The organism is Lactobacillus sp. B3795 (assembly GCF_026535805.1).
Classification (GTDB): Bacteria; Bacillota; Bacilli; order Lactobacillales; family Lactobacillaceae; genus Apilactobacillus; species Apilactobacillus kunkeei_C.
In genome coordinates this window covers 130,307-156,030 of sequence record NZ_JAFNPE010000001.1, presented here as the reverse complement: position 1 = coordinate 156,030, position 25,724 = coordinate 130,307, and the positions used below count along the sequence as shown (strand labels likewise).

Below are 25,724 nucleotides of genomic sequence, written 5' to 3'. Positions count from 1 at the left end.
AAAAAAAGCCACTACATGGATTTTTTATATCCATTAGTGGCTTTTAGCGACTTTAATGTCTATTAATTGTGTTTTTTGGCCATAGGATTAATTTACCCTTAATGGCACTCTTTCGTTCAACAGTAACTGGTTTCTTCCCGCGACGTGGCGTCCATCTTGGATTTCTAATTACGGTAGGATCATTTTTAATCATCTTAAAGACTGACATAATGATCAAGATGCAGACGAACATCAATGGGAACCCGGCTAAGGTACAGAAAGTTTGAACTGTCTCAAATCCCCCAACGACAACTAAACTGAATGAGAATAGGATAAATACAACTACCCAGGTCATTCTGTTAACACGACTAGGTTCTTTACCAGGACCAAGTGGCAAACTGGTAAATGAAGAAAGCACGAATGCTGATGATGAAATCGTGGTTGCCAAGAAGATGAAACAGGAAATAAAGTAAAATGCAAACATGACATACTTCATAGGTAAGGTTCCAAGAACGGCTGAAATAACAGCGGCTTGGCCTTGCGTATTTAAGATATGTGTTAAATTCAATGTTCCGGTCTTTTGTAGCCATAGTGAGTAACCACCAAAGACGGCATAAAAACTCATGCATCCCAAAGCACCATAGGTAAGCATCCCCATGACGATTTGTCTGATTGTGCGTCCCTTGGAAATCTTAGCAATGAATAGTCCCATGAATGGCATGTATGATAACCACCAACCCCAATAGAAAATGGTTTCTTGTTGGGCAATTCCGGGACGACCGTTTGGCACGGTATTCATACTCATTGGAATGAATTTTTGAATCAATAATCCGACACTGTTTGTTTCTGAATTTAGAATGTATACGGTTGGACCAACTAGCAAGACGATTGCTAGGAAAATAATAGCGGTCCAGATGTGGGCATTACTTAACTTATCAATTCCACCGTTTAGTCCCTTAAAGACGGTTAGTGCAAAGATAATGAATAATACCAAGAATAATCCTAGTTTCATATTTAGATTATCAGGAATTCCGGTTAAAGAACTTAAGACTTTGGAAATGATTGGAATTTCCAAACCTACGGAGGCTCCTACCCCTCCCATGATTCCAAATACTACTAGTAGGTTGACGATTTTTCTGGCAATGTTTTGCCAAAGTTTTTCACCATCTAAGATGGTAATCGCATCACTTAGAGATTGAATTTTGCGTTTCTTGTTATACATCATATAACCAATAGCAATCGTGGGTGCCGCGAACATCAACCAAGCCATTGGACCCCAATCGTATTGACCATACATGTGAGCTAAGTTGTAAGCAGTCACTGAGTATGGTTTAACAGATCCTTCTGGATGTTGAACGTATCTCAATGGGTCCACCATGCTAAGCATTAGAATACTTGCATCGATGGCGGTCGCAAAGACCATTGAACCCCATTGGAAGTTCTTGTACACCGGCTTATCCGTAGGTTCCCCTAAACGAATATTGCCATACTTTGATAACATCAAATATACAAAAAACAAGAAATTGATGATGTAAATCCACATGTAACCCCAACCCATATTGCTGGTTACCCAGTTCAATACGTTGTTTAGAAGTCCTTGTAGTGAAGAACCACCAATTATCAAAAATACTGAAACCCCTAAAAATAATACGACAGTAGGAATAAAGACGAGCTTGTCGATATTTTTACTTTTAAAAATAATAATCCTCCTCTGAGATTAAACACAAAAAGCTGCACAAATAAGTGATTCGTATATAACGAATGACCATCTGCACAGCTTTTCTAAGGTTATACAAATTAAATTCGAATTATTTTTGCATTTCAATTATATTATACACAAATAACAATTTATGTAAAATGTGGCCGCACGGGCGTTTGAAAAGCATATTTTAATTCCTATTTGACCGTTTTAATAACACGAGCTGGATTACCTACAATGACCACATTGTCGCCAAATGATTTGGTAACAACTGATCCAGCACCAACGACAACATTTTCACCCAATGTAACACCGGGCAATACAGTCACATGTCCTCCTAGCCAGCAATTATCACCGATGGTAATTGGTTTTCCCATTTCGACATCGGCCTTTCTTTGGTCTGGGTCCAATGGATGTACCGGTGTGTACAATCCAACGTCTGGACCAAAGTAACAATGATCACCAATTGTGATTGGGCATGTGTCCAACAATGTTAAGTGGTAGTTGGCATAAAAGTCGTCTCCAACATGGATGTTGTATCCATAGTCGAATTCAACGCCGGTTTCAATCCATAGATTATTACCACTATCGCCAAGCAATTTAGCTAGTCGTTGGTTTTGTTCTTTATTATCTGATAGTGAATTAATGGCGCTTAACTCTTTTCTAACAACACTACGTCTTTGTTGTAACTCTTCGTCATATTGTTGATAAGGTTCTCCTGCCGTCATTTTTTCACGTTCTGTTTTCATATTTTGCCAGCTTTCATAACTTATTCAATTATTATTGTATCATATGAAATTATTTATCAAAAAAACCTAAATCACGAAGGCTCTTCTCAATGTCAGATACTGACTTATCTCTATCGATGTATTCCTTAGCCGTTTTTGATTCAGCTGGTTTAACTGTTATATCGGGATTTTTCCCCTTTTTCTCAACGATTTTAGGCTCTTCGGTACGCTTCTTAATTGTTGAATGAACACTTGTCTTGTTTGGTTGATTTAATTTCATATCATCCATTTTTTCATTCAAAAGTTTATCAACAAAATTGTTTCCAGAGTTATCAGCATGACCCTTAGTCCATTTGAAGTTTAAGTGCTTAAATTGGCCTAGTAGTGCTGATAGTTGCATGAATTCATTTTTGTTTTTGATGACTGTTCCATCGCTTTTCTTCCAACCACGACGACGCCAAGAGTTTAGCCATCCCTTAGTGATTGAATCTAAGACGTACTTAGAGTCCAATATAGCGTCAATAGACTCGTTTTGCCATCCCTGGTCTATGATGTACTGCAAGGCGTTAACTAGCCCTAAGACTTCCATTTTATTGTTTGTAGCACCGAATTCACCATCAGAGGCATAATGCTTCTTACCGTCTTTGATAATTAAATATGCCCAGGCAGCCTTGTCGTCATCCTTAACGTGTTGGCCGAGCTTATTTCCATGGTTTCTAGAACCACCGTCACTATATAGTGTGATTGATCCACTCTTGGTCATCTTAGGCACAGCCTTCTTAGCTGGTTTTGCTAATCCCATGTAGGCTTTGGCTTCTGATTGGGTCTTAAAACTTTTATATTCGGCGCCAGGAAAACCGTTAACTTGGTTCTTACATTCGTCCCAAGTGCTATATATACCAGGCTTTTTTCCTTTTCTTACTGCATAAAATTTACTAGCCATCTTTTTCTCCTTTTATGTACAAAAAAAGACCCAGAAAATCTGAGTCCAAAAGATTATTTAGCAGGCTTTGACTTCAAGAATTTTTGTAAGTCAGCAACTTCTTTTTGTTTCTTGTTACGCTTGTTGTTGTTGATTGGACGACGTCCTTGAACACCATTTGGATGACAAATTCTCACTAGAGACACCCCTTCCTGTTAACCATAAATTAATTAGTACCATTATAATATAAAGACGGTACCTAACGCAAATTAGAATTATTCACTCATTATTATATCGATATTGTTTACAATTTACAAGTTTGTGTTAAAATAACTTCAATTTAATAATAAGAGGTGGCAATTTTATGACAAATGATTTTCCCCAAGTTTTAACCATTGCAGGTTCAGACAGTGATGGAAGTGCAGGAATGCAAGCCGATTTACATACTTTCTTTATGCATCATACTTACGGTGCTTCCGTAATTACAGCGTGTGTTGCAGGTAACTCATTTGGTATTCATGACAGTGTCTCTATGCCAGTTTCATTCATCAACCAAGAATTCAAAGACTTAGCTGATGACTTTAAGATTTTAGCATCAAAAACAGGAATGTTAGCTGATGCTGAACTTATTCGTACCGTAGTTGAAAACTACAAGAAATACGATTTTGGTCCATTAGTTGTAGATCCTGTTATCATGACTAAACATGGCGCTATGTTACTTGAACAAGCCGCTTACGACACTTTGAAGGAAGAATTAATTCCTTTAGCCACAGTCTTGACCCCTAATTTCTACGAAGCACAAAAGTTAGCTGATATGGAAATTAACTCAGACGAAGACACCAAGGTTGCCGCCAAAAAGCTTCGCGAATTAGGCGCTAAAAACGTTATTATTAAAGGTAAACACGTCGCTGGTGAAACAGACGTCGTTAAAGATTACGTCCTATTAGAATCTGGAGAAGACTTCTGGATTGAAGGACCTTACTACCATACAGAACATAAGAATGGTACTGGTGATTCTCTATCAGCAGCCATCACATCTGAAATTGCTAAAGGCACTTCCATCGCCGATGCTATCAGAATTGCTGACGACTATGTCGACAAGGCAATCAAGAACGAAATTTCAGTCGCTCACAAATTCGGTCCAATTAACCACTGGGCTCAATAAAAAAAGAAGACTCGCATAAGCGAGTCTTTTTTATTACCATTTATCGGGACTCCACATTCTACCGTCCAATTCATCTTGGGCTTGTTGGAGTCTTTTTTGTTGTTCTTTATTAATGTCTTTAATCCCATCTAAAAAGGATAATAATTTAAAACTAGTTTCATCTTTTTTTAGTTCTTCGATTTGTTGGTCCAACCATTCGTTTTGACTAGCCATTATTCATCATCCTCCTTCTTGATTAGATCAATTTCCCATTTTAATTCGTCCAATTGGTCGTAGTTGGATTGAAGATAATCGATTAAGATATCCATTCTATTTTGTTTGTCATCATCTAAGGATGCCTTTAAAACGGTTAATTGGTTGATGTACCATTTTTGCAAACTGGCAAAGCTATCAAAGTTATCATTGGTCAAATAACTGCGGTAATCAATTAATAGCTTTTGCTTTTGCGCATCAGTCATGTAGGCAAATTGTGAAATTACAAATGGTTTCAAGAATTTCATTTGGCCACGTTGGGCGATTGCTTGGTATGGTTTCAACAATTCAGAGATACTAAAACCTTCCCTGCCACCAACTTGGTAGTCCTTGATTGGGTCACCCAATGTGGTAATGATTCCCATTTCTTTACCCTTTAAAACGCCCTCTTGTTCAAAAGCGATGAAGTTCTTGGTAAAGACATCGTCTTCATACTTCTTCATCAAGGCTGGTGCACTGTACCAATACATTGGAAATTGAAATAAAATGCGATCGTATTGTGCTAATCTTTGTTGTTCTTGTTCTTTATCAAAAGTAAAGTCTGTTTGGATATTATCTAAAACGACCCAATCCACATTTTCAATATCAGACTGACATTGTTTTAAGAATGCTTCGGTCATTGAATTATCATATTCAGGATGTGATACTAACACCAAAGTTTTCATATTCGTTCCCTCGTTTCTTTAATAACACTATTTTAAATGATTTAGCGCAAAATTTACACTATAACGAATTTACGTATATTTCAGATTAAAAGATTGTAATCGTTCGTATATTTTAAAATTATTTTTTAAAAATTTTTTCGTTATTTTTTAAGAATTAAGGGTAAGATAATGCTAAAAAACGCCTTTATATCAATAGTTTATACACGATGTATATTATTAAAAATAAATAAAATTATTATTCTGATATTAGTTGACATCACCCCCTATTTCGGGTATATTATTACCAATGTGTTACATAGTTTCGATTGTTAAGGTTACTTGTTTTATAGTTTTATGAAATGACCCCTTGATTCAGGCTTTTGATACATTAAGATTTTATAACGCACGATATGTGCAAGGAGGTTTCATATTATGAAACAAGGTACTGTTAAATGGTTCAACGCTGATAAAGGTTACGGTTTTATCACTACTGAAGACGGTGACGTATTCGTTCACTTCTCAGCTATCAACAAAGAAGGTTTCAAGACTCTAGAAGAAGGCGAAAAGGTTACATTGGACGTTGAAGACGGCGACCGTGGACCACAAGCTGCTAACGTTACTCCTGCATAAGGATAACCTCTTAGTTAACTTTTAGTTTAAAAAGAGATCAAAAACACCCGAGATTTTCTCGGGTGTTTTTTATTGTCTCGAAATAAAAAACTCCCTATCAATTACGATAGGAAGTTAGTTAATCTTGAAATGCATGTACTTAGAAACGAAGATTACCAATGATTGAATTGGTTCCTTCATTCCGTCCTCAGTCCAAGTAATAATGATTTCTGTTAATCCACCGGCAATCAATGAAACTAACATCTTGGAAGATTCTTCTCTGGTTTCCAAAACGTTTTCATCAATTAAGTCGGAAATGTAGTATTTTAGTCGTTCTAATAAGATCATGGATAAATCATTTTTCATAATCATTTCCATCATGTCTTGATCCTCTTTGACAAGTTCGAAGAAGATGGTCGCGATATCGGTTAGATTGTGTGACTGACTTGATGCTAAACGTTGGATGAACGTGGTAAATGAGCTATCAAATCTGTAAATAATGATATCTTTTTTATTATGAAAATTTCGATAATACGTCATTCGTGAAACATCAGCTTGTGCACAGATATCTTTCACATTAATTTCATCAAATGGCGTGGTCTTAAGTAGTTCGAACATTCCATTAACAATTTTATTCTTTGTTGCAAATTTATCTCTCATAAACTTTTGCCTCACTTCAGTATATTTATGAATATATACGAAATCAGGTTTAAATGCAAGTTAAGTCGCCCTTCTTTACTTTTGATAAATTATCAAAGCATAATTTTTAACAAATAGAAACATTAGAATTATAATGTAATTGAGCTTTAAAAATAAGGAGGAAATTTATTATGGCAATGACTGCTGAACAAAAAGTAAACGATAGAGAAAGAGTATTGGACACACCAATGAACAAGGAATTCGATTGGTCAAATGATACTACACCTGTTCGTGATGCTTTATGGAATCACTACATGGAAGAAGATGGCAAGGACACCATGGCTACTGAAGCTAAGATGCACCCTTACCTAGACATGTCTAATGACGAAGTAGCAGCAAACGCTGAAAAGATTCTAAAGAAGTAAGCATTTGCTATTAATTTCGACGCTTAACAAAGCTCAACTTACTTATTAATAAGCTCAACTGGTTATAACAACGCCACAAAAAAGACTTGATATTAATCAAGTCTTTTTTTAGCTTCATTTAATTGTTCATCGCTTAGGACTTCACTGGTAAATCTTTGCAATGGTGTAAATTCATGACGATCCTTGAACTTCACAGGTTCGTAGTCGACAACTGCCACTAGCATGTTGTTTTCAGTTAGAAACAACTGACCGACGCCTTTGAATTTACCCTTGGTATGCTTCCCGGTTCGCCAATCGTGAAGTTTGAATTCACCCTTGTCGTCCTTCTTAATTACATATTGGCCTGATTGATCTTCATCAACCACGACACCAATATATCGATTTACTTCATATTTACCCTTCATATCAATCACCTTTCTTATACTTTACCATAATTACACTGCTATATGTGATATCATTAAGTTACTTAATTCACTTTAGGAGATGATCGTTATTCGATCTGTTAATACATTAAAAACAAGAATTATAGCACTAATCTTTGGGCTATTATTAAACGCCTTCGGAAATGCCCTTACAATTGTATCCGGCTGTGGTTCCGGTATCTGGACCGCCGCATGTGTAAACATCCATCAATTGTTTGGCGTCGACGTTGGAATTATGATTTTTACATTTGGAATCATCAATGCTTTGACCAATCAAATCTTGATTAAACACATTGATGTCTTACGTTTTGTTGAAGAAGTCATCTTTATCATCTTCTTCAGTTCATTCATTCAAATCTTTACCAACTACTTTGAATCACTAGGTTGGAATCACCTATCACTATTCATTAGGGTGCCAATGGCATTGATTGGGGTTTGCTGCTTCTGTACAGCCATCTCACTATACCAACGTGCCAACATCTTCATGCATCCCAACGATGATACAACCAACATTCTTCGTTTTGATTACTTAAACGGTAGTGCCATCAAGTCTCAACTATTGGACTTCGCACCACCTATCACAATCATTTTAATCTGTGCGATTTTCTTACACCGTATTTACTCTGTAAGCATCGGGACTTTGTTCTCAATCGCATTTAACGGTATCTTGATTCAAACCGCTGACAAGTATGTTTTCCCATCTCTAAAGCATAACGAAAACATTAATACCCAAATTCAAAAACATTTTGAAAAATAAAAAAGAAGCGTTTCTTTACGAAGCGCTTCTTTTTATATGCTTTTTCCATCTTAGAATTAGATAAATCATAATTCCAGCAATCAATCCCATCCAGCTAAATACGGTAACCCATAGTAAAGCTAATAAGATTGGTGTTGCATGATAGTAAATTTCAAGTTTATTATGACCAGGCTTTGAGTTAACGATTACACTACCGATTTGAGTTTGTTTAACATTGCTAATGTGCTTACCGTTTAAAATCAGTTTGGTATCGTCATACTTAAAGATTGGTAATTGCATTGTCTTGTTGTCGTCTGAGTCATTATCCCAAGTTAACAATAAGTGACCATTACGTTTGATTGTCTTTGTAACCTCACCCTTATAGTTGATGATTTGATCACCGTAGTTACCATATGGATGATAATCAAAGTAGTTATAAGCGGTCATCTTGTATTGCACCGGTAAGTAGTCCGGAGTGGCCTTCGTTAACATCTTAAGAACGGCACCAGTATCATGAGATGACAAACTATCTCTGATGGAGTTGGTGTCCGTTGTTTGATAATGAAGGTTGTAGTCGTTTTGAACCACCTTAGGTGAGAAGAAGTGATGCACTCCCTTTCTCACTGGTCCACCCGCATTGTAGATAATGAAGAAGGTTAAAATCAACAATGCGTAGTTCTTAAATGAATTGATCCATTGCTTTTTAGAAGTGTCATTAATCATGATTCCGGCACAGATTAATAACAAGATGAATGGAATCACGACAAAACGACGTGGCATTTGAATTAGGTATGAAATGCTTGGAAACTTCTTGTCTAGTGGCCCCCATGGGAATAACACAGAGGAAATCCACATGAAGAATAGTCCGGTAATAAAGATAATTTTTCTAGATGAGCTAATCTTTTTGAAGTTAATCGCGAAGTAAATCGCCACGATGATAAAACCAATCGAGTAAATTGGTGGTAATACGAACACGTTCTTACCAAACAAGGCAACGGAGTCTTCATACATATCAAGTTGTGGTGCCACTCCTAACGCATGGTTAGTGAATGATATTTGCATCATTCCGTACCAAACGTTGGCTGTCAAACACAATGTCAGTAAAACTGACAAGATGGCGTTACGCCACATTTTTAACTTTTCATCACTATGAATCACACCATAGATAAACATTGGAACTAGTGCTAACGCACCAGTCAAACTGCTTAGCATATGAGTCTGCAACAGAATCGACATCGGAATCGCCAGTTTTAATATGTTGATTGATTTATAATCAACCATGTCGAAACCGGCCGCTAGTAGCCAAGGTAATAAGGCAGCTCCCCATCCGGTGAATTGCATCCCTACAACCCATCCCATAATCAAATAAGATGACATGTAAGCAATTCCGACAAAGACAGCATATATTTTCTTAATGTGAGTTCTGATTGCTAGGTTATACATTGTCATTCCGCTGACGCATAACGTTAGCAATGAGGCGACAATCTGGTATCTTACCCAATTGCCGGCAACCAAGAGAATTAAACCATTAAAATAAGCCGCTAATGGCCCATATAAAGCGTTAATAATTCGTCCTGACTGTTGGTATCCATAAATGGATATAAAGTAACTTAAATGGCCAGTTTTTAGTTGCATCGCCGCATCGTAGAATCGATTCATATGAAAAATGGAGTCGACCCCCAAAATATATGATCCGGTCACGATTTGTGGCAACATTATTAACACGGCAACCAAGAAGATTGTCATGTATGGCCAAAACTTAATCGCTTTTTTCATCGATATTCTTCCTTAAACTATAATTTACAAGTTCAATATTAACACATAAAAAAGAAGCGAACCTTAAAATTAGGCCGCTTCTTAGTGTAATATCAATATTTTTTAAGCTTCGCTATGTTTATCAATCGTTAATTTACGATGTGACTTTTGTAAAATGAAGATTGCTAAAATAACTAGAACCGCACCGACGATTTCAATAAAGCTAATTGAAATTTGGAAGAAGATAATACTTAAAATAAAAGTAACCACAGGTTGTGTTGCGTCGACTAGACTAACAACTTCTGATGGTGCGAAATTCAAAGCATGTAGCAATAGCATGAATGGAAGAATTGTTCCGAATAGAATAATTCCACCAACTCCGAATACGATACCAGTAGTTAGATGTGGCATGTGCACCCAGATTGGTTGTTTTAAGTTGAAGATAATTCCGGCAATTAGAGTACCCCAACCTAGAATTACCATTGGTGAACTTTGTCCAACAATCGGACGTGGTAGCACAACGTATAGCGCTGCGGTTACACCAGATAAAATTCCCCAGATTAATGATGCAGGAGTAATTGAAAGTGATGAAAAATCACCCTTAGTTAGAGATAAGACAACCCCTGCCAAAGCAATTACGAAAACCATGATATCAATTGGTAATGGTTTTCTGTGTTGGAAGATGATTGATCCCAATAGAATAAATAATGGTGCTAAGTATTGCAAAATAGTTGATGCATTGGCGTTACCAGTTTGTACACTCATGTAGAAAGTGTATAGGTTGGCACCTAGACCAAATATCCCGTAAGCCACGATACAAATGAATGATTTCCATGACTTAAAGACATTGAAAATGTGTCCTTTATAAATAATTGCAGAAATAATCAATAACACAATTCCAGAGATCATGGTTCTAGTTGATAAGAACCAGTTAGCTTCCAAACGTTCTGTTTGAGATACGAATTGTAAAATTGTACCTGATACACCCCAAAGTGCTGAAGCTAAGAAAGCCCAGAAGATACCTTTCATGACATTAGTCTCTAAAAGGCCTGTTTCGTTTTCCATATTTTCACCCCATATAAAGCTATAATTCCAGTAGATGTAAAGTTTTCTTACTTGAAACCTATATTAAAAAGATATCACAAGTAAGAAAGCTTGAAAATAGAAAAAGACCATTTCCACGAAATAATACGTAAAAACGGTCTTTTTGATAAGTTTTTTATACAAACTATCTAATATCTGGATCTTCCTTGTCTTTCTTTTGGTGAGATCTTTGTAGGAAGTAGATAGATACGATAATGATGATTGCACCAAGTGCTTCGATTGGTGTTGGAATCAAGTGGAATACAATCATACTTAAGATGATAGTAACCACTGGTTCTACGGCATCAACGATACTTGAAACTTCTGATGGAGCGAACTTCAAACTGTATAGAACAGCTGAGAAAGCAAAGATGGTACCAACTAAGATAACTCCACCGATACCTAATACGATACCTGGTGTAATCTTAGGAGCATCAGTCCAGAATGGGTGGTATGCGTTAAAACCGATACCAGCAATCAAAGTACCCCAACCTAGAACAACGAATGGTGAGTTTTCCTTTGATAGTGGCTTTGGAACTGAGTAGTATACGGCAGCTGAAACAGCTGATAGTAAACCAAAGATAACGGCAGTCAATGGAACTGATAGTTCACCGATGTGACCGTTAGTGATGATCAAGAACACCCCTACTAAAGCTAGTAAGAATGAAATAACATCAGCCTTTAGAGGCTTCTTCTTCATGAAGATTAAACCATATAGAACAATAAAGATTGGTGCTAAGTATTGTAGGATTGTGGCAGTAGCAGCATTACCTTCTTGAATACTTACATAGAAAGTTGACATGTTAACTGCTAAACCAAAAATTGCATAGATGAATAATCTAATGATTGATTCTTTTGACTTCCAAACATCAAAAACATGTTTACCAACGTGAATTGAACCAATAGCTAACAATAAAATACCTGCAAATAATGTACGAACTGAAATGAACCATTGAGTAGGAACTGCTTCGTTTTTAGCAACGAATTGCATGATAACTCCTGAGAAACCCCATAGGGTTGAAGCCATCGCAGACCAGAAAATACCTTTCATGACGTTTTCAGTCGTTGTATGTTGTTTTTCCATTTTTTAAAACTCCCCGTTTTTTCATAATAGCAAAATTGTTATTATGATTTGTTTGATCGGCTATGTTTAATTCCATAACCGAAGTAAATACATAATCCTCCAGCAAACCAAATGATTGCTAAAATCCATGTATCAAGCGGTAGTTGTGTTAATAGGTATACACAAGCTATCGCAGATACAATTGGTAAGACTGGATATAATGGAACTTTGAATCCATCATTTTTAATGTCTTTACGTCTTCTTAGGAATAAAATCCCAATTGACATGAATGTAAAGGCGATTAATGTCCCAATATTAACTAAGCTTGCTAGCTTATCTAGTGAGAAGATACCACCCATTAGGGCGATCACAATTGTTACGAAGATAACACTGTGAATTGGAACGTTCTTCTTGGTGTCTATTTTACTCAAGTTTTTAGGTAAAAGTCCATCACGACCGATGGAGTAAATTAGACGTGAACTACTAAATACCATGTTTACCATCATTGTAAACATACCTGCTAGCGCACCCAATGAAATTAAAATTCCAAGTTTGTCCAAGTGAATCATTTGTAGTGCAAATGTTACTGGATCTGAAACGTTTAATTTTGTATAAGGTACAATTCCTGTAAGAACAATTGAAACTAATATGTACAAGATTGTACAAATGATTAATGTCCCAATAATTCCGATTGGCATCGTTTTTTTAGGGTTCTTTACTTCACCTGCAGAGGCAGCAATAACATCAAAACCTAGGTAAGCAAAGAATACTAATGAAGCCCCTGTGAAGACCCCACTAACACCGAATGGCATAAATGGGTTCCAGTTGGTAGGCTTAACAAAGAATGCCCCGGCAACTACAAAGACAATAATGATCGCAATTTTTACTAAAACCATTATGTCGTTTAAACGTGTGGATGATTTAACACCCCTAGTTAAAATCCATGAAATCAATAACACTACTAGAATCGCAATCAGATTAACGTATGTGCCGTGATTCGGATCATAGTTAGCTGATAAGGCCTTTGGCATGTGGATTCCGAAATTAGCCAGTAATGATTGCAAGTAAGCTGACCAACTTGATGCAACAGTTGCTACTGAAAGCATGTATTCAAGAATTAATCCCCATCCGATAATCCATCCGGTAATTTCTCCGAAGATAACGTTACCGAATGTGTATGCACTCCCTGCAACCGGTAATGCTGATGAGAATTCAGCATAACACATTGCACAAAGTGAACATACGACTGTCGCAATTATGAATGAAAGGATGATTCCTGGTCCAGCAGTGGTAGCTGCAACCGTTCCTGGTATTACGAAAATTCCTGCACCAATAACCGCACCGATTCCCATCATGATTAAATCTTTAGTGCCGATAGTTCTTTGTAAATTTTGATCCCTATCGATGAACTTAGCCAATGATGTCTTACGATTCACCTTAGACAGAATATTCATAAAAATCCCCCTTTTTTACATGAATAAATAAAAACCGCACTAGTTTTCCTAACTAGTGCGGTAAAAAAAGCACTAGAAAGAATAACTGCTTACCAGTCATTTTTCTAGTGCTTCCGAAGTTTTCATAGCGAAATAATCTCTTCTACGTACTATACTAAACGACTAGTTCAGATTAAAGAAGAAATTATTATTATCTTGTTTTATTGTCAGAATATAACAAGTAGCCATGATTGAACCTCCAATTTTTATTCGTTCATTTATTTGTAATAATCTTACCGAAAATATATGGATAATGCAAGTTTTTTTATTTAGCTTTATCTTTTCTTTCCTTTAATTCAGCGTTTAATGATTCCAAACGCTTATTAAGAATTAATTGGACTTGTTGATTTTTTCTCATATTATCGTTAGTTTTCTTAATTAGTTCTTCAATCTCGGTATTAGTGTAACCAGACATTTGTTTTTGCATAATGTAAGTATCTTTATAAGCACTGCTTACGATATCGTAACCACGTTTACCTAAGCTAACTAGTCCACCAGCGGCATCATGTAGGCTTGGTCTTTGACTGAAGTGATCGATATGAGTCATTAGTTCACGACTAACGGTGTTGTTCCAGAAACTAATCAATGAACCAGCAAAGAATGCAGTAAAGATGGTCATGATTCCGAATGGTCCAGATACAACAATAGCCACAATCATGAAGATAATATCTTGAGCACTTCTAACCTTTCTGTATTCGATGTGAGTCTTTTCTGAAATAATTGGTGCTAATGCATCATAAGGTGATACCCCTAATTTGGTAGCCATGTAGATAGAAGTACCTAATGTAAACACTAAAATACCGACAATCGCATCGAAAACCATCATTGGAATACTAATCTTACCGGGGAAAATCATTGAGTAAAAAGTACTGAAGTATTCAATTTCATATCCCACTAGGACCATGTTAAAGATGGTCCCTAGTCCAATTTGTTTACGATCGAAAATTAAAACGATAATGAATAATACTAAGTTAGCGAATAGTTGAAATGAACCCAATGAAGTTCCTAACTTTGTAGCCATCCCTGCATTCATTGCGGTGAATGGGTCAATACCGACATATCCTGAGCGCATAAAGGCGGCACCTAAAGCAATTAAGGTAACCCCTATTAATGACATAATCGCACGTAAAAAGAAGTCTAGCGGCTTATTAATCACGTTTTTTGAGTTATCGTATGAAATGTTTTCCATAATTTTATACCTTCTTAATGTTTATTATTTCAATTATGATTGCGCTTTCATTATAACTCTTTTATAGTTCCAAATGAAATGATTTATACCAAAAAAAGAGGCGATGGAAAATCCATCGTCTCTCATTCGTATTATTTTCATCTATTCTTTATCTTCAGATTGACCATAAGTCAATTTGATCAATGCTGAGATTAGCATTGGGATGATAAATACTAGGATGATTAATCCAACAATTACCCCAATAGCAACTTGAATTAGAGTTAATACTCCTGATGGCATTAGAGCCGCAAAAGTACCACCTAAAATGATAGCTGCTGAGATAACTACCGTACCGATAACGGCACAGGCATGTTGAATTTGTTTTTCAGCTGTAGCGTCAACGCTACCGAATTCACGGTATTTCATCATCAAGAAGATACTGTAATCAACACCCAATGCGATTAGCATTACGAATGTGAAGAATGGTGTGTTCCAAGTTAGGAACTTTTCACCTAATACAGCAGAGCTAATTAGCTTAGTGATGCTTAGTGATGAAATGTAAGCAATGATTAGAGTACCTAAGATGTAGAATGGTTGAAGAATTGATCTGGTAATAACCATTAATGCAATCATAATTCCGATTACCATGATAACCGCAGTTCTCAAGAAGTCAGAACTTGCGATGTGGTGAGTATCAGAAGTAGTTGCGGTTTGACCACCAATTGCAACCACACTGTGATCTAATGAGGTACCTGAGATATTGTTGTATACCTTGGTTTGTAGGTTATCAACTTGGTTCATTGCACTTTCAGAGTTAGGGTCTTTATCTAAAACGACAGTGATCTTAGCGGTTTTCTTATCTTCTGATAGATAAGTGTTAACTGAACGCTTGAATGTGTCACTCTTTAGGACGCTTTCTGGAATGTTGAATGAATCAGAAGCTTGTGAGTTTGATAGAGAACTTAGGTAAGAATTAGCACTACCCATTCCCTTTTCGATTTTATCTAGACCAACGCCAGCCTTCTTTAGCTTAGCTTGGGTTTCTTTCAATTGAGCGGCTAATGCCTTGGCATTGTCACCAATACCTTGGGTATTTGAAGCAATGCCTTGTAGTTGTGATTGTAAACCACTCATTAGTGTTTGTTGCTTAGTTGCGCTTTGTTGTAACAATGCACCTACAATTTGTAGTTGTGCTTGGCTTAGTGGTTGACCCACTGAGGCCATCTTTTGTTGTAGTTGAGTCAATACAGCTTGACCATTGGTATTACCAGTTTGACTACTCATTGCTTGAATATTCTTTAGGTATTGGCCAATTGTCATTGCTGAAGAACCGATATCTTCCAATGGAGTAGCGTTAAATGATGAGTTCTTGGTACCTTGTTTGATGGTACTAATACCCTTCTTAGCTGTCTTCATCTTGGAATTTAGTGTTTCTAGTTGGTCGTTTACGTAAAGTTGGTTAATTGGCATCCCACTTGGTTGAGTGACTGATGCCACAGTCTTTACGCCTGATTGTTTACCCAATTGTTGGGTTAGTCGATCAATTTCATTCAAGTCTTTTTCGTTATTTAGCTTGTGGTCGGACTTAATGTAAATAGTTGAAGGTTCTGCAGTTCCCTTTGAGAAGTGTTTTTGAACAGTCAATAGTCCTTGTTTAGCAGGAACGTTATTTTGTAGTTCCACACTGTTGTCGTAGTTTAGGTTGTTCTTGTAAGTAGCCATGAATGGAACAGTTACAACTAGTACCAAGACGATAGCAGGAATTGCCCACTTGGTTGACTTGTTTGATAAGAAGCTCCATAACTTATTTTCACCTTCTCCATCGAAGTTCTTTGATGGCCAGAAGATGTTCTTACCTAGAACTGACATGAAGAATGGGTTCAATGTTACCAATACAAGTAATAATACGGCAACACCGACAGCCACACCGACGGCTGATTGGTAAATTGAGAACTTAGCTAGTGCTAATGTTGCAAAACCAATCAATACTGATGTTCCTGAGTATAGGATGGTCTTTCCGGCAACTTTTCTTGCGTCGATAGTTGCTTGGATTTGATCCTTACCCCTACTCAATTCTTCCTTAAATTGGTTGTATAGCAAGATGTTGTAGTCAGTACCGATACCGAATAGTACAACTACCATGAATACACGAGTGAAGTTTGAAAGTGGGAAACCGAAGTATTGAACAAGGTTCATCACGATGCTCAATGAAACGATGAATGAGACACCCACAGTCAATAGTGATACCAATGGCACGATTGGTGATCTAAAGACAATAATCAATACGATTAAGATAAAGACAGCGGCGATAACTTCAGTCTTTTGAATTCCTTCTTGTGTAGAAACTCTAAAGTCATCGTTTAGGATATCCCCACCTGTAACGTAAGTCTTAATTCCTGAAGTCTTAACAGCATCCTTAAGTTGGTTGTTAACACTTTGGATTGAACGTTTCTTAGTTACGTTTAATTGCACAATTTCAGTTGTCTTATCCTTTGAAATTAATTGCTTCTTAGTTGCATCGTTATCAAATGGTGCTGTTACACCCTTGATACCGTATTCGGACTTGTTGTCCTTTAATTTTTGAATTGTAGCATCGATTTTCTTTTGGTCACTTGAAGTGATTTTACTATTACCGTTGTTGAAAACAACAACTGTATCCATGGTATTACTAATACCATGACCCCAATGCTTTTGAATAGTTTCAGCGACTTGGCTTTGTGAAGTAGCTGGAATCTTAGTTTGACCTTTTTGTGCTACTAAGTTAGACATGTTTGGTAAGAAGACTACACTTAGGATTACTACAACCAGCCATGCAATCAAGCTACCAGTATACTTCTTAATAAACTTTGGCATTTGAATTCTCCCCCTTATTTTTTGATATTAATTAAATCTTGAGGCGCTGTTCTTTGCGTCGTTTTAATGATTTCAGCGATTTCACTAGGAGACTCTGGATGTTCTTTGCTCATCCAATAAACAACAATACTCATCAACCTATCTAAAATGATTTCCATCACATAATCTTTGGGAATTCCTGGGTGGAATTCGATTTCAGAAGGTGCGGCATGAAATGATTCAACAATCACTTCTTTAAACATCTTCTTAATCTTACCGATTAAATATGGATCACCGTCTGGGCATAACAATGCAGACAATAATTTGGAATTTTGGTAAAAGTAATCAAGTGTCTTAATTACTAATTCAGATGGAGTATTTTCACTATTTTCAGAAAACGCCTTTAATTCTTCTGGAACAATAGCATTTAAAATATCCTGAATTTCACCTAATAAACGTGTTTCTGTCTTTGACAATAAATCAAACTTATCTAAATAATGAATGTAAAACGTACCACGACCAATTCCGGCTGTTCTGGTTAAGTCAGTAACATTTAAATTATTGAAACCCTTAGTATGAATCAATTCAATTAAGGCTTCAGTAATTTGGGACTTGGTTTGGATCGTTCTACGATCTTGTTTAACCATACCTACGTCTCCCCTCAAAAATCACTTTATCTAATAATTCAATTACATTATAAAAACAACGTGCTGAGAAAGTCAACACGTTGTTCATTATCTTTTTTATTTTTATTCGTTTTTATTTCCTAAAGCCAGGATAAACACAGTACTTAGCACCAAAATTCCCCCAATGACTTCTGCACCATTAAATGATGTATTAAGGAAAATGACGGCACCAATGGTTGCTGATAGCGGTTCAAACGTATCTAACATCCCTGCAACAGTAGGTGAAATGAATTTCAAACTGTTGATGAAACAAATAAATGACATCATCGTTCCAAAGAAGACGATAAATCCGACCCCTAATACAGTTCCTAAGGTTAGTTTAGGCACATCCACCCAGAAAGGATGAACGATGGTAAAGATGACTCCACCGACTAGCATTGCCCATCCGACAACGACTAGTGTTGAAAAACGTTTCAATAGGTTTACCGGTAGCATCGTTTGAATGGCTCCCGCTAACGCTAACAATAGTCCGGCAGTTAATGCTGGCGTGGAGATTGCTAACTGGGTTAGATGTCCCTTAGTTACCAATAACCATGTTCCGATTAGTGCAACCAACACGGCGGTTGCTTCGTACTTATTAGGCAACTGATGATAAAAGATGGCGGTAAAGATAACAATCAGTACCGTTCCCAAACTTTGTAGCACTGTTGCAGTTCCGGCATTACTTAGGTTAACTGTCACTAGGTATAAGTATTGCACAGCAGCTAGACCAAATACGGCATAGGCGGCAAACACACCCAGATTCTTTGGTTTCTTCCAAAGATCCATTACTGGTTCTTTTTTTACAAAGTTAGTGAATAGTAAAATCACAATTCCTGAAATTCCCATCTTAATTCCCATTAACCATTCAGGTGATAGATGATTATCTTGGAATAAAAATTGTGATACTGGACCTTGAATCCCCCAAAGAATCGCCCCGGTCACGGCAAGAATTCCACCGATTAATCTCTTTTGCGCTTGTGTCTTATTTTCCAATCCAATTCTCCATTTCTCTAGTTGTTTAATACCATTATAGGACAAAAGAAAAAGCGTTGTCATTAAAGACAACGCTTTTTTCTGAATAGTTAGTGTATAACTAGTCTTTGTAGTTAGCAGGAGAATCGTCCCACTTATCAACAGTATCTGTCATTTGTCCGGTAGTGTGCCATTCAAAGTCTGGGTACCATAAACTACGCTTTTGCTTGTCGATACCTTCAATGGTCTTCATGTCATCTTCTGATAACTTGAAGTCAAAGATATCTGAGTTTTGAATAATTCTTTCTTCATGTGATGACTTAGGAATAGTTACTACACCTTTTTGCCAGTCCCAACGAAGAATTACTTGAGCAACTGACTTGTTGTACTTGTCAGCAATCTTCTTGATTTCTTCGTTAGATAATGCTTCCCCACCACCAAGTGGTGACCATGCTTCTAGTTGAATACCGGCATGATTATTGAATTCTAGGATATCCTTTTCTTGGTTAACTGGATTGAATTCCATTTGGTTAACGGCAGGAACGATATCACTGTGGTCTAGTAGATTTTGCAATCTTTCGTTATCGAAGTTTGAAATACCGATAGCTCTAATCTTACCTTGACGGTAAAGTTCTTCCATTGCCTTCCAAGTATCAATGTACTTGCCATCAACTGGCCAGTGCATTAAGTATAGGTCAATGTAAGTTAAGTCTAGACGTTTTAGTGTACCATTTAAGGCATTGATTGTACTTTCATAACCTTGATCACCGTTGAATAACTTAGTTGTGATAAATAAGTCTTTACGGTTTTGTCCGGTTGCAGCTAAACCTTCTTTAATTCCTTCACCAACACCAGTTTCGTTACCATATTGCTTTGCAGTATCAATTAAATGGTAACCCTTGATGATTGATTCTTTAACTGATTCTTTAGCACTTGTATTATCTGTCTTCCAAACACCTAATCCAAGACGTGGCATTTCAACGCCATTGTTTAGAGTGGTTGTTTCTTCAAGTCCTTCTAATCTGTTCATAGAAAATTCAGCCTCCTATTTCTTAAGTTCAACTTCATGGTAAAGCCCATAGATTTGATTTTCAAGAAAAAAGAAATGATTATAATCAAATATAATTAAATATTAATCTTCATAACCGTGTGGGTGTTTTTGAGTCCACGTCCATGCACTAGCGATGATGTCTTCAACGTTGTCATGTTGAGGTTTCCAGCCTAGTACTTCACGAGCCTTAGTTGAGTCAGCAACTAGTGTACTTGGGTCACCCGCTCTTCTTGGTGCGTCTTCGGCAGGAATTTCCTTGCCAGTCACCTTACGAGCGGTTTCTAGCATTTCTCTGTTTGAGAAACCAGTTGATGAACCTAGGTTAAATGCTTCTGAGTCTCCGCCCTTCATCAATCTGTCTAGGGCTAGGATATGAGCATCAGCTAAATCGACAACGTGAACGTAGTCACGGACGTTAGTACCATCTTTGGTTGGATAGTCAGTACCAAAGATTTGTAGCTTATCACGAGTGCCTTGAGCAACTTGTAGAATAATTGGGATTAAGTGCGTTTCTGGACCATGGTCTTCACCAATTGATCCATCCATCTTGGCACCACCAACGTTGAAGTAACGTAGTGCAGTGTACTTGATGCCATAGGCAACGTCAGCCCACTTCATCATCTTTTCCATCATTAGCTTACTTTCACCATAAGGATTGGTAGGTACTTGAGAATCAGTTTCCTTAACTGGAATGCTTTCAGGTTCTCCGTAAGTAGCAGCAGTAGAAGAGAAGATAATGTTGTTAACGTTGTGTCTTTGCATTGCTTCTAGTAGAGTAATCATTCCACCAGTGTTGTTATCGAAATACTTCAATGGTTTTTCCATTGATTCTGGAACGATAGAATTAGCGGCAAAATGGATAATTCCATCAATCTTTTCGTTGTTAAAGATTTTGTCTAGGAAGTCAGTATCTCTGATGTCTCCTTCGTAGAACTTTGCCTTTTTGTTGACACTAGCTAAGTGTCCAGTTGCTAGGTTATCTGCAACGACAACATCGTAGCCTTTTTCAATTAAACGATCTACGGTGTGAGAACCGATGTAGCCGGCTCCACCTGGTACTAAAATTGCCATATAAGAATGCTCCTTTTAAATTACTTATATTATCATTATCAAACAGGAACCTTAAAAATTCAATAAATTCCAGAAAAAAAGACGCGGTATTATACCGCGTCTTTTAATTGTTTTATTAGTCGTTTTCGTACTTCTTGAATACAAGAACTGCGTTGTGACCACCAAAACCAAATGAGTTTGAAATTTCGTAGTTAACTGGTGACTTCTTGTTGTCTTCGTTTACTAGGTCTACTTCAACTTCTGGATCGATGTTCTTAACACCGTAGTTAACTGGCATTTGTTGACGTTGTAATGCACCAACCATGATAACAGCTTCTAGTGAACCGGCAGCACCTAGAGCATGACCAGTCATACCCTTTGTACTACTTACCTTGATGTGGTCGTTGTCAGCAAATACTTTCTTGATAGCTTGTGATTCAGCTGAATCATTAGCATGAGTACTTGTTCCGTGGGCGTTAACGTAGTCAACGTCCTTAGGATCAACGTTAGCATCCTTAAGAGCTAACTTCATAGCATCAACAGCACCTGAACCGTCAGGTCTTGGAGCAGTTAAGTGGTAAGCATCTGAGTTAGTACCGTAACCAACAACTTCGGCTAAGATGTTAGCACCACGAGCCTTGGCATGTTCTAGTTCTTCAAGAACTAAAGTACCGGCACCTTCACCCATAACGAATCCATTTCTATCCTTATCGAATGGAATTGAACCACCTTCAACAGTTTCTGAAGTTGAAAGTGCTGATAGAGCAGCGAAACCTGCAATACCTAATTCGTTAACTGAGGCTTCTGAACCACCAGTAATCATCATCTTGGCTTTACCAAAACGAATGTAGTCAAATGCATCACCAATAGCGTTAGTACCTGATGAACAAGCAGTAACGATAGCTTGAGAAGTGTTTCTAGCATTTAAGTTAATTGAAATGTTACCAGCAGCCATGTTAATGATTGAGTTAGGAACGAAGAATGGAGATACACGACCTGGACCCTTCTTTGACATCTTAATAGCTTGTTCTTGGATAGTTGTTAAACCACCAATACCTGAACCATAGATAACACCTAATTCATCTGGATCAAATTCGCCTTCTTTTAGGCCAGCTTGTTCCATAGCTTCGTAAGCTGAGTATAAAGCGTAACGTGAGAAGTCATCCATACGTTTTGAAATCTTCTTGTCGATACGTTTTAGTGGATCAAAATCTTTAACTTCGGCAGCTAGAGTAACACCAGTTTCTGAAGCATCAAACTTTGAAATTGGAGCAATACCTGTCTTTGAAGCAAAAATATTGTCTAAGAATGTGTTAGCGTCGTTACCCAAAGGACTAACGGCACCAATACCTGTAATTACAACACGCTTTTCCATAGAGTTATCCTCCTTATTTACGTTTTACGTCTGGAACGATAAATGTTAGTTGAGCTGAACAAGCCTTCTTGTCGCCAACGTAAGCAGTACAGTCAACTTGTCCCATGTTTTTCTTTTGTTTACCCATAGTAACTTCGAAACGTACAACGTCACCAGGTTTAACCATCTTTCTGAACTTAGCACCCTTAATTTCACCAAGGTAAGCAGTCTTATCCTTGTATTGTTCACTCTTCAAAATAAGGATTGAAGCAGTTTGAGCCATAGTTTCAATGATTAAAACACCAGGCATAACTGGGTTTCCAGGGAAGTGACCTTGGAAATAGTTTTCGTTGATAGTAACGTTCTTGGTAGCAACTACCTTTTCACCAGGGATTAATTCATCAACCTTATCGATGTATAGAATTGGGTATCTGTTTGGAATTAAATCCATAATTTCTGTTGTATTTAAAACACTCACAATAAGCACTCCTCATATATAATTCAAAATTTTAACAATTAAACGTCTTTTATTAATCTAATTTATGCTCCTAATCCAATAGGACTATTGATTACCTCTTCATCTAGTTTTGACATCTAGATGAACTAATCAACATAAATAAGTTTAACAATTACCATACTAAGTTACAACGTACAAGACTCTTTTTATTACTTAAAATAAATAAAACGTTGTTATAGCGGTGTTTTACGTATATTTCCTTATGTGACACATGGTTGAATGTATATCTATTTTGCCGTTTTTTCATTAGAGATTATCTAATTTTCATGATTTGATTCGTTTAATGTTTGAACATCCCATTACCCCGGAAAATCATTTAACAGCAGATATTAATCGTCATATGTAGCAAGGGTTCCAACGTAACCATCAGCTACCTCAATATCGGTTAATTTAATTTTACGATCTAATCGTTTAGCAGATTTCTTGGTATCAACATCAATGTCGACACTCTTAACCTTACCGGATAAACCAGTACCGACTAATTTTAATGCTGCTTCCTTGATTGTCCATAATTTAAGGGTTTCATCCCCTTCTACTGATTCGTCTAGATTACTTAGGTAATTTAGTTCGTTATCAGTGAACGCACGAGTAATTCGTTTGTAAGTAAATGGACGCAACTTCTCAATGTCTATTCCAACCTCTTCATCAGAAACCGCAAGGATTACTAAATCGTAAGAATTTGAAATATTGTATTGAAATTGTTTTGACTTTAGAAATGGTTTGCCGTGATCACCGTAGTAGAAAAGGTCACCATGCAATAATTCATCAATACTAATTCCCATGTAATCTGCCAGCATCAAGTTACCGACAATCGCTTGACGTTTATTATACTTAGTAAAATCAACATCAGCCTTCTTGAAGATTTCTTGGTACTTTGGATTTTGAATAGAATCGATAAAAATTTCTGTATTATTAAGCAAGTAAATGAACACCCTTATCAGCGTAAATCAAGTCACCAGTAACACCTGATGATAGGTTACTCATTAGGAAAGTAGCAACGTCACCAACTTGGTGGATGTCAACAGCTTCACCGTCAACAGTTCTTGCTTCTGATTCCTTCAATAGGTCACCGTGGTTCTTGATACCAGTAACAGCTAGAGTCTTGATGGCACCAGCTGAGATAGCGTTAACACGGATCTTCTTAGGACCTAAGTCTGAAGCTAGGTATCTAACGTTAGCTTCTAGAGCAGCCTTAGCAACACCCATCATGTTGTATGAAGGGATAGCACGAGTTGAACCCATGTAAGTTAGAGTAGCAATACTACCTTGTGGGTTCATAACACGACTTGCGTAGCGTGATACTGAGATTAGTGAGTAAGCTGAAACGTCTTGAGCTAAGTTGTAACCATCTTTCTTAACATCAATAACGCCACCTTCAAGAGTTTCCTTGTCAGCGTAAGCAATGGCATGAATAACACCATCGATGTTACCAAATTTAGCTTGAATGTCTTGGAAAGTCTTTTCAACGTTTGCATCTTCAGCAACGTCACATTCAATCATTTCAGTTCCTTCTGGAACAAGCTTGTCTAATTGACGCTTTAATCTTTCGTTTTGGTAAGTAATGATAACTTTAGCACCGTTATCCATTAGTGACTTAGCACAACCCCAGGCAATACTACGCTTGTTAGCAACACCCATAACAACAATTGTTTTTCCATCTAATAAGTTTGACATTATGATTTGGCCTCCTAAAATATACAAATCAATTAAATTACATTAGTTGAATTTACGGTAACGTTCGTGACGTTGGGCCAATAATTCTTCTTTAGGTAATTTGTTAAGTTCATTAATTTTTTCAATTAAAGCTTCTTTGAAGTTTTGCATTGATTTTGCATCTTTGACTTCGGGAATAATCTTATCAATGATTTCATTGTCTAATAGTTCCTTTGGTGTAAGTTGCATTTGTTCAGCAGCTTCGGCTGCCTTACTTGAATCTTTCCACAAGATTGTGGCGTAGCCTTCAGGTGATAGTACTGAGTAGATACTATCTTCTAAGGCCCAAACGGTGTCACCAACAGCTAGAGCTAAGGCTCCACCGCTTCCCCCTTCACCAATGATGACACTGATATATGGCACTTTTAACTTAAGTCCTTGCATGATTGATTGAGCAATCATGTAACCTTGACCCTTGTATTCAGCGTCCATACCAGGATATGCACCAGGTGTATTAATCAAGTTAATGATTGGACGGTTAAACTTTTCCGCTTGTTTCATCAAACGTAAAGCTTTTCTATATCCAGAAGGTTCTGCTGAACCGAAATGTCTTTCGATATTTTCGTCAGTGTCGTTACCCTTTTGGATACTTGTAATGGTAACTGGTTGACCAGCAATAGTTCCGATACCAGCATATACTGCAGGATCATCGCTGTAAGCACGGTCACCGTGTAGTTCCATAAAGTCGTCAGTAATTCCAGCAACTAGGTCTTGGATACTAATCTTATCAGCACTTCTAGCCGCTAAAACACGATCATATGCTTTTCCCATAATACTAATATCCT

The 25,724-nt window shown here is 37.1% G+C and carries 27 protein-coding genes; 4 read left to right on the top strand and 23 right to left on the bottom strand.

What is annotated here, in order from left to right; translation table 11 throughout:
* Nucleotides 1-52: 52 nt before the first annotated feature.
* The 4 genes from J3U50_RS00745 to J3U50_RS00730 all read right to left on the bottom strand — a co-directional run bounded on the left by J3U50_RS00745 (nt 53) and on the right by J3U50_RS00730 (nt 3,525).
* Nucleotides 53-1,642, bottom strand: a complete 1,590-nt coding sequence (locus J3U50_RS00745; RefSeq protein ID WP_054605804.1) for a BCCT family transporter — start codon at nt 1,640-1,642, stop codon at nt 53-55.
* 233 nt (nt 1,643-1,875) lie between these two features.
* Complete coding sequence (locus tag J3U50_RS00740) at nt 1,876-2,427, bottom strand: sugar O-acetyltransferase (protein ID WP_054608426.1); 552 nt, start codon at nt 2,425-2,427, stop codon at nt 1,876-1,878.
* Between the two features lie 49 nt (nt 2,428-2,476).
* A complete protein-coding gene (locus tag J3U50_RS00735; RefSeq protein WP_301945363.1) occupies nt 2,477-3,349 on the bottom strand; it encodes a ribonuclease H family protein in 873 nt (290 codons plus the stop codon).
* 53 nt (nt 3,350-3,402) lie between these two features.
* On the bottom strand, nt 3,403-3,525 hold the full coding sequence (locus J3U50_RS00730; RefSeq protein WP_257719910.1) for a hypothetical protein: 123 nt from the start codon (nt 3,523-3,525) through the stop codon (nt 3,403-3,405).
* Between the two features lie 167 nt (nt 3,526-3,692).
* On the opposite strand from J3U50_RS00730, the gene thiD reads away from it, so the two are divergent.
* Nucleotides 3,693-4,493 carry a bifunctional hydroxymethylpyrimidine kinase/phosphomethylpyrimidine kinase gene (gene thiD / locus J3U50_RS00725; RefSeq protein WP_034532569.1) on the top strand — a complete coding sequence of 267 codons (801 nt, stop codon included), beginning with the start codon at nt 3,693-3,695 and terminating at the stop codon, nt 4,491-4,493.
* Between the two features lie 33 nt (nt 4,494-4,526).
* On the opposite strand, the gene J3U50_RS00720 is transcribed toward thiD, so the two are convergent.
* The gene (locus tag J3U50_RS00720; protein ID WP_034530555.1) at nt 4,527-4,706 is read right to left on the bottom strand and encodes a hypothetical protein; all 180 of its coding nucleotides are present in this window, start codon (nt 4,704-4,706) and stop codon (nt 4,527-4,529) included.
* Nucleotides 4,706-5,410 carry an NAD(P)H-dependent oxidoreductase gene (locus J3U50_RS00715; protein WP_301945362.1) on the bottom strand — a complete coding sequence of 235 codons (705 nt, stop codon included), beginning with the start codon at nt 5,408-5,410 and terminating at the stop codon, nt 4,706-4,708. The genes J3U50_RS00720 and J3U50_RS00715 overlap by 1 nt, the downstream gene beginning before the upstream one ends.
* 411 nt (nt 5,411-5,821) lie before the next feature.
* Between J3U50_RS00715 and J3U50_RS00710 the strand changes: the two genes are divergently transcribed.
* Nucleotides 5,822-6,019 (top strand): cold-shock protein, encoded by a 198-nt coding sequence (locus J3U50_RS00710; protein WP_034530568.1) that lies wholly within the window; start codon nt 5,822-5,824, stop codon nt 6,017-6,019.
* 114 nt (nt 6,020-6,133) lie between these two features.
* On the opposite strand, the gene J3U50_RS00705 is transcribed toward J3U50_RS00710, so the two are convergent.
* A complete protein-coding gene (locus J3U50_RS00705; RefSeq protein ID WP_034530570.1) occupies nt 6,134-6,658 on the bottom strand; it encodes a TetR/AcrR family transcriptional regulator in 525 nt (174 codons plus the stop codon).
* Nucleotides 6,659-6,834: 176 nt separating this feature from the next.
* On the opposite strand from J3U50_RS00705, the gene J3U50_RS00700 reads away from it, so the two are divergent.
* Nucleotides 6,835-7,062, top strand: a complete 228-nt coding sequence (locus J3U50_RS00700; RefSeq protein ID WP_301945441.1) for a hypothetical protein — start codon at nt 6,835-6,837, stop codon at nt 7,060-7,062.
* Nucleotides 7,063-7,154: 92 nt separating this feature from the next.
* Here the strand turns inward: J3U50_RS00700 and J3U50_RS00695 are convergent, their stop codons facing one another.
* Entirely contained in the window at nt 7,155-7,466 is a 312-nt protein-coding gene (locus J3U50_RS00695; RefSeq protein ID WP_053792037.1) for a hypothetical protein, read from the bottom strand.
* 253 nt (nt 7,467-7,719) lie between these two features.
* On the opposite strand from J3U50_RS00695, the gene J3U50_RS00690 reads away from it, so the two are divergent.
* Nucleotides 7,720-8,241, top strand: a complete 522-nt coding sequence (locus tag J3U50_RS00690; protein ID WP_301945361.1) for a hypothetical protein — start codon at nt 7,720-7,722, stop codon at nt 8,239-8,241.
* A gap of 15 nt (nt 8,242-8,256) precedes the next feature.
* Here J3U50_RS00690 and J3U50_RS00685 read toward each other — a convergent pair whose 3' ends face one another.
* The 15 genes from J3U50_RS00685 to accA all read right to left on the bottom strand — a co-directional run bounded on the left by J3U50_RS00685 (nt 8,257) and on the right by accA (nt 25,710).
* Complete coding sequence (locus J3U50_RS00685; RefSeq protein ID WP_301945360.1) at nt 8,257-9,996, bottom strand: hypothetical protein; 1,740 nt, start codon at nt 9,994-9,996, stop codon at nt 8,257-8,259.
* Nucleotides 9,997-10,098: 102 nt separating this feature from the next.
* Nucleotides 10,099-11,040, bottom strand: a complete 942-nt coding sequence (locus J3U50_RS00680) for a DMT family transporter (RefSeq protein WP_301945359.1) — start codon at nt 11,038-11,040, stop codon at nt 10,099-10,101.
* 163 nt (nt 11,041-11,203) lie between these two features.
* The gene (locus tag J3U50_RS00675) at nt 11,204-12,142 is read right to left on the bottom strand and encodes a DMT family transporter (RefSeq protein WP_301945358.1); all 939 of its coding nucleotides are present in this window, start codon (nt 12,140-12,142) and stop codon (nt 11,204-11,206) included.
* 41 nt (nt 12,143-12,183) lie between these two features.
* Entirely contained in the window at nt 12,184-13,575 is a 1,392-nt protein-coding gene (locus J3U50_RS00670) for an amino acid permease (RefSeq protein ID WP_054483809.1), read from the bottom strand.
* Between the two features lie 304 nt (nt 13,576-13,879).
* Nucleotides 13,880-14,803 (bottom strand): YitT family protein, encoded by a 924-nt coding sequence (locus J3U50_RS00665; protein WP_301945357.1) that lies wholly within the window; start codon nt 14,801-14,803, stop codon nt 13,880-13,882.
* 141 nt (nt 14,804-14,944) lie between these two features.
* A complete protein-coding gene (locus J3U50_RS00660) occupies nt 14,945-17,635 on the bottom strand; it encodes an MMPL family transporter (protein WP_301945356.1) in 2,691 nt (896 codons plus the stop codon).
* 14 nt (nt 17,636-17,649) lie between these two features.
* Entirely contained in the window at nt 17,650-18,261 is a 612-nt protein-coding gene (locus J3U50_RS00655) for a TetR/AcrR family transcriptional regulator (protein ID WP_034532431.1), read from the bottom strand.
* A 102-nt stretch (nt 18,262-18,363) separates the two neighbouring features.
* The gene (locus J3U50_RS00650; RefSeq protein ID WP_301945355.1) at nt 18,364-19,275 is read right to left on the bottom strand and encodes a DMT family transporter; all 912 of its coding nucleotides are present in this window, start codon (nt 19,273-19,275) and stop codon (nt 18,364-18,366) included.
* Nucleotides 19,276-19,375: 100 nt separating this feature from the next.
* Nucleotides 19,376-20,284 (bottom strand): aldo/keto reductase, encoded by a 909-nt coding sequence (locus J3U50_RS00645; protein ID WP_054608432.1) that lies wholly within the window; start codon nt 20,282-20,284, stop codon nt 19,376-19,378.
* A 102-nt stretch (nt 20,285-20,386) separates the two neighbouring features.
* Complete coding sequence (galE, locus tag J3U50_RS00640) at nt 20,387-21,376, bottom strand: UDP-glucose 4-epimerase GalE (RefSeq protein ID WP_301945354.1); 990 nt, start codon at nt 21,374-21,376, stop codon at nt 20,387-20,389.
* A 115-nt stretch (nt 21,377-21,491) separates the two neighbouring features.
* On the bottom strand, nt 21,492-22,730 hold the full coding sequence (gene fabF, locus J3U50_RS00635) for a beta-ketoacyl-ACP synthase II (protein WP_041153063.1): 1,239 nt from the start codon (nt 22,728-22,730) through the stop codon (nt 21,492-21,494).
* A gap of 13 nt (nt 22,731-22,743) precedes the next feature.
* The gene (gene fabZ, locus J3U50_RS00630) at nt 22,744-23,187 is read right to left on the bottom strand and encodes a 3-hydroxyacyl-ACP dehydratase FabZ (RefSeq protein WP_034532426.1); all 444 of its coding nucleotides are present in this window, start codon (nt 23,185-23,187) and stop codon (nt 22,744-22,746) included.
* A 368-nt stretch (nt 23,188-23,555) separates the two neighbouring features.
* Nucleotides 23,556-24,146: a 4'-phosphopantetheinyl transferase superfamily protein gene (locus J3U50_RS00625; RefSeq protein ID WP_301945353.1), complete on the bottom strand. Its 591-nt coding sequence runs from the start codon at nt 24,144-24,146 to the stop codon at nt 23,556-23,558.
* Complete coding sequence (gene fabI, locus J3U50_RS00620; RefSeq protein ID WP_041153065.1) at nt 24,139-24,900, bottom strand: enoyl-ACP reductase FabI; 762 nt, start codon at nt 24,898-24,900, stop codon at nt 24,139-24,141. Before fabI ends, J3U50_RS00625 begins: the two co-directional genes overlap by 8 nt.
* Before the next feature lie 42 nt (nt 24,901-24,942).
* The gene (gene accA / locus J3U50_RS00615) at nt 24,943-25,710 is read right to left on the bottom strand and encodes a carboxyltransferase subunit alpha (RefSeq protein ID WP_054605815.1); all 768 of its coding nucleotides are present in this window, start codon (nt 25,708-25,710) and stop codon (nt 24,943-24,945) included.
* Between the last annotated feature and the right edge of the window lie 14 nt (nt 25,711-25,724).